At 77.2% G+C, this 4,571-nt stretch carries 5 protein-coding genes and 1 pseudogene; 2 read left to right on the top strand and 4 right to left on the bottom strand.

Features of this window, described 5'->3' with window-relative positions; all coding sequences use genetic code 11:
• A pseudogene (locus NH602_RS28300) lies at positions 1 to 289 on the top strand (hypothetical protein); the annotation flags it as partial.
• 102 nt (positions 290 to 391) lie between these two features.
• Here NH602_RS28300 and NH602_RS28295 read toward each other — a convergent pair.
• The 4 genes from NH602_RS28295 to NH602_RS28280 all read right to left on the bottom strand — a co-directional run bounded on the left by NH602_RS28295 (position 392) and on the right by NH602_RS28280 (position 4,231).
• Positions 392 to 1,642 carry a hypothetical protein gene (locus tag NH602_RS28295; protein ID WP_218899189.1) on the bottom strand — a complete coding sequence of 417 codons (1,251 nt, stop codon included), beginning with the start codon at positions 1,640 to 1,642 and terminating at the stop codon, positions 392 to 394.
• Between the two features lie 158 nt (positions 1,643 to 1,800).
• Positions 1,801 to 2,763 (bottom strand): heme-dependent oxidative N-demethylase subunit alpha family protein, encoded by a 963-nt coding sequence (locus NH602_RS28290; RefSeq protein WP_179760003.1) that lies wholly within the window; start codon positions 2,761 to 2,763, stop codon positions 1,801 to 1,803.
• A complete protein-coding gene (locus NH602_RS28285; RefSeq protein ID WP_253069399.1) occupies positions 2,760 to 3,698 on the bottom strand; it encodes a PDR/VanB family oxidoreductase in 939 nt (312 codons plus the stop codon). Before NH602_RS28285 ends, NH602_RS28290 begins: the two co-directional genes overlap by 4 nt.
• On the bottom strand, positions 3,695 to 4,231 hold the full coding sequence (locus tag NH602_RS28280) for a dimethylamine monooxygenase subunit DmmA family protein (protein WP_253069398.1): 537 nt from the start codon (positions 4,229 to 4,231) through the stop codon (positions 3,695 to 3,697). The genes NH602_RS28285 and NH602_RS28280 overlap by 4 nt, the downstream gene beginning before the upstream one ends.
• Before the next feature lie 157 nt (positions 4,232 to 4,388).
• On the opposite strand from NH602_RS28280, the gene NH602_RS28275 reads away from it, so the two are divergent.
• Positions 4,389 to 4,571, top strand: a 183-nt coding sequence (locus NH602_RS28275; protein ID WP_253069397.1) for a hypothetical protein, incomplete at its 3' end; no start/stop codon positions are given.

Genomic DNA, 4,571 nt, shown 5'->3' with positions numbered 1-4,571 from the left:
GCCCGCATCCGCCGGGAACACGACCACGGGGGCCGCGACCGCCGGCACCGCGTCGGCCGGTGCGCGGGCCGACGGGGCGGCGGCGGCACCCACTGCCGCGGTGGCGGGCTCCGACGGCGCCGGGGGCGACGACGCCGGTACCCCGAGCGCGGAGTCGGACGTGGCGCCGGTCCGGATCGTGCTCGACCTGCCTGCGGACCTGGTCGCCCGGCTCGACGCCGCCGCGGACGGGCAGGCGCGGGACGCCGCGGCGCTGCGGGTTCTGCGGAACGCCCTCGTCCAGGGCTGACCCGCCGGATCCACGCCGGTTCCGGGCTCACCGCACCGCGGCCCGCTGCGCCGCCGGTCCGGCCGTCACGACGCTGCCGGCGCCGGGCGGAGCCGGTGTCGGTCAGGCCGGGGTGTCCCTGCCGCGGTCACCGTCGTCGGCCCGGTCCAGCCGTGCCCGCCGCTCCTGCTCCCGGCGGCTGTACGCGGCCTGGCGGACCGCGCCGTCGTCGGCGAACCCGGAGCCCAGTGCCCCGGCGACCGTCCCCATGGACGTCGACAACCAGGCGATCATGATCCAGTCGTCCGGCCCGGACTCGCGCATCAGCGTCGAGGACAGGTAGTCCGGCGGGATGACGAGGACCGCCGCGACCAGGGCCAGGACGAACAGCAGCGCGAACATCGTCAGCACCCCGCACGCCACGGTGATCACCGTCGAGAGGTTCGACAGCAGCATCTCCTCGCGCAGCGAGCGGTGCCGTCGCGACTCCCACAGCCGGTTGTCGAGGATCAGCCACGCGGTCATCCCGACCAGGGCGATCAGCATGACCGTCACCTGCCGGGCGCTCCCGAGCGCGGTCGCCAGCTGCCAGATGTTGGAGTAGAAGATCCCGAACGCGGCCCCGGCCGCTGCCGCGGCGATGGCGGGGGACAGGCTCGGTACCAGCCGCCACGGACGGTTCGCGCGGACCATCCCGGCCAGCAGCCGCACCCGCCCACGGAGCCCGGTCAGCGCGAGGCGGACGTCGATGTCGTCCTCCACCCCGCCGCTGCCGGCATCGGAGTCGTCCGCGGGCCCGCGCCGGGCGGCGTCGCCGTCCGCCCGGTCGTCCCGATCGCGGTCGCGTTCCTGCTCGCGGTCCTGGTCGCGGTGGTCGCCGTCGGTTCCGGCGCGGGGCCCCGAGTCGATCCGGGTCAGCGGTCCCGCATGACCGGCGTCCGGCGCCCCGCCCTCCTCGGCGCCCGCGCGGTCGGGGGGCACCAGGTGCCCGGTCACGAGACGGACCACCGTGTCGCGGCACCGCCGGTACTGGTTGATCGCGCCCAGCGCGGGCAGCGACACCAGGCCCACCCGGTGCCCGGTCCCGCCGTCGGCGACGACCGGATCCGCCCCGGAGCGGCGCGGCAGGTCGGTGAGCAGCACGACGGCGTCGGCGCCGTCCCGCTCGCGCACCCGGTCGCCGATGTCGAGAGCGGGCAGCGCGCCGCGCTCGTCCAGGACGATCGGTTCGTCGGCGAGACGGACCTCCCAGCGGGCGTCGTCGTGCTCTCCGAGCGCGGCGGGCAGGTCGCGGACGAGCCGGTGGGCGAGCTCGGTCGGCAGCCCGGGGTCGGCGACGAGGTCGAGCACGGTGGTTCGGGGCGCGTCGGTCACGGCGCGCGAGGCTAGCGGCTGTCGGTCGCGTTCGGGCGGTGGGTGGTCGGGCGGCGCGGCCTCCTGCTCGAACGTGTGTCCGTGTCGGTGTGGCCGAGGGGGCCGACAGCTCGGGGCGAGTCGTGAGGGGGACGGGGCTGTGGGGCCGCAACCGCCGGTCAGGACCCGGCGCGCAACCATCCCGCGGCGATCGAGGCCAGCGGCTCCAGCTCCTTGTACTCCGCGACCTCCGGAGGCAGCGTCTCCAGGACCGACGCGAGGCGCTCGCGCCAGGCCGGTACCCGCGCGACCTCGTCGAGCGGCAGCAGGCGGACACCGATCAGGAACAGCACCGCGCCGGTCAGCGGCAGCCGCACCAGGTGCTGCACCTCGGTGCGCAGGTGGATCTGCCTGCCGGGGTCGGTGAGGTCGAGCCGGGTCCGGGCGGGCTGCCACAGCGGGGCGGCGTCGAGGGACAGGTCGCGGCGGTCGTCGGGCTGCAGCCCCCAGTTCAGCCGGCGGTAGGCCTCGCCGGGGTGCAGCCGCAGCAGGAAGCGTTCGGCGCGCTCGAACACCCCGCCGGGACCGTTGCCGGGGACCGGGCCGTGCAGCTCCCGGAAGCTCATCCCGGCGTCGAACCCGAGCGACCAGACCGAGGCGAACGCGACGGCACCGGCGTCGAGCCACAGCGCGTCGTCGCGGGCGCCGAGCACCACCACGTCCTCCGCGACGAGCCGGGACACCCAGCGCAACGGGTGCTCGGGCAGGGTGGCGTCGTCGCCGAACACGAACTCCTGGTCGGTGCCGGTGGCCGCGTCACGGAACCGCCGGCCGCCCGTTCCGCCGGTGCGGGTCAGGGAGCAGGTGCCGGGCTGCTCGGCGGCGAGGCGGCCGAGCAGGTACAGGCAGGCGTCCCAGCAGGAGGCGCGGGCGTGCGGTGCGGCGACGAACCGGGCGGGCTCACGGTCCAGGGTCGACGCGCGCTCGGCGGCGACGGCGGGACGGTCCGGGCCGTCGTGCACGATCCGCGCGCCCCAGCAGCCGGCCTCGGTACGGCGCTCGACCCCGGCCGGTTCGACGTTCGCGCTGATCCGGTAGGTCGGGTGCGGCAGCGGGAACGGGTAGTCGTCGACGCCGGTCACAGGTCCAGCTCCAGTGCCGTCCCGGCGGCGCGGGACACGCAGAGCGCCATCCGGTCGGCGCGCTCGTCGGCGGTCAGGACCGTGTCGCGGTGCTCCACCCGACCGTCGACGACGGGTGTCACGCACTCGCCGCAGACACCGCGCCGGCACATCGCGGGCGCGGCGACCCCGGCGCGGTGCACGGCGTCGAGCAGGGTCTCGCGGGCACCGACCTCGACCGTGCGACCGCTGCGGCGCAGCACCGCACGGAACGGAGTACCGGGACCGGGTTCGGGGACGAACGCCTCGGCGTGGATGCGGGCGTCGACCCAGTGCGCGGCGCGTGCGGTCCGCGCGGCCGCGGCAATCAGACCGGGCGGGCCGCAGGTGTGGACGTGGCTGCCGAACGGTGCCGTGGTCAGCAGCCGCTCCAGCGCGGTGTGGGCCTCGACGCGGCCGGTGGCCTCGACCAGCCGGTCCCCGCAGAGCGCGCGCAGCTCGTCGCGGTGGGGCGCGGGACCGGGGCGGTGGACGGTGAGCACCGTGAACGGGTTCCCCCAGAACGCGTGCCAGCGGGCGTGGGACAGGACCGCGGTCACCCCGATCCCGCCCGCGACGAGCAGGTGATGGCGCGCGGTGTCGACCGGCGGGAACGAGCTGCGCGGCGTCGTCGCCACGACCGCGTCGCCCGGGGCGAGACCGTGCGCCCACACCGAGCCGCCGCGCGAGTCCGGGCGTCGCGCGACCGAGACGTGCCAGCGGTCGGGTGCGGGGGACGGCGCGGTCAGGGAGTAGGAGTTCCAGCGGCCGGGCGCCCACTCGACGCCGATGTGGCCGCCGGGCGGGGCCGCGGGCAGCGGCCCGGTCCCCGGTGCGGCGGCGAGCTCCAGGGAACGGACGCCGGGCGCGGCGTCGGTGACCGCGGCGACCCGCAGGTGCACGGCAGGCCGGGTCACGGCGCCCGCTGCGGGGTGGGCGCGCCGAGGAACGCCGCGAGCCGGCGCGAGTGGTGCCCGGCGACGTGCAGCACGAGCCGGCAGCCGGGGCAGGCCACGGCGTCCCCGACGTCGGCGTGCACGACGACGCGGTGGTGGCAGTGTCCGCAGTGCACCGTCCGGTCCCGGGTGGAGTCGGCGATGTCGGTCGGGACCAGGACGAGCTCCTCGTCGAGGGCGCCCCGGTGCAGCGCCGCGGCGCGCACGGCCTGCACGACGGTCTCGGGCCCGGTGACCAGGATCCGGGTGCCGGTGACCAGCGTCGCGAGCTCCCGGTCCAGCAGGCCCGCCGCGTCCCAGCCGGTGGGCAGCCGGACCAGGCGGTCGGCGGGCCCGAGGTCGGGATCCGGCGCCGACCCGGCGACGACGACCAGGTGCGGCGCGTCGCCGCGACCGGCCGGGCCGGTGTAGCGCGGCACCGTGGTCCGGCCCGGTGCGAGGTGCGCGGACGGGGCGGCCGCGCCGGTGCGCAGCGGGCGGACGGGATCGGCCATGACGGGCGTGATGCTACGAGCGTCGGGTGAACGGTGGGTGGCGCCCAGCGCATGCGCGGGTCACCATTTCTGGTGACACTGTCGGGGAATCGGTGACGATCTCGGCGCCGGCGCGATGCACTGCGTGGGGCGCCCGCACGCCGGAGAGGGGGACGTCATGGACGGCACGTCGTACCGCCCGCGGCACGCCCTGCGTGAGACCCCGCCCACGATCGCCGTCCCGGCGCAGCGGGGCGCCCCGCGGGGCGAGGCCGTGCCCCGGCCGGACGTCGACGGCCACCGCGCCGCCGCACCGCAGCAGGATGTGCCCGCCCACCGGATCGCCGTCCCGCAGCCCCGC

The organism is Pseudonocardia sp. McavD-2-B (assembly GCF_024124365.1).
Taxonomy (GTDB): domain Bacteria; phylum Actinomycetota; class Actinomycetes; order Mycobacteriales; family Pseudonocardiaceae; genus Pseudonocardia; species Pseudonocardia alni.
The sequence above is the reverse complement of the archived record's forward strand: the minus strand, read 5'-3'. Positions and strand labels throughout refer to the sequence as shown.

Excerpts from the sequence above, each read along its gene's own strand:
- NH602_RS28280 (WP_253069398.1), bottom strand. The coding sequence starts at position 4,231 with ATGGCCGATCCCGTCCGCCCGCTGCGCACCGGCGCGGCCGCCCCGTCC.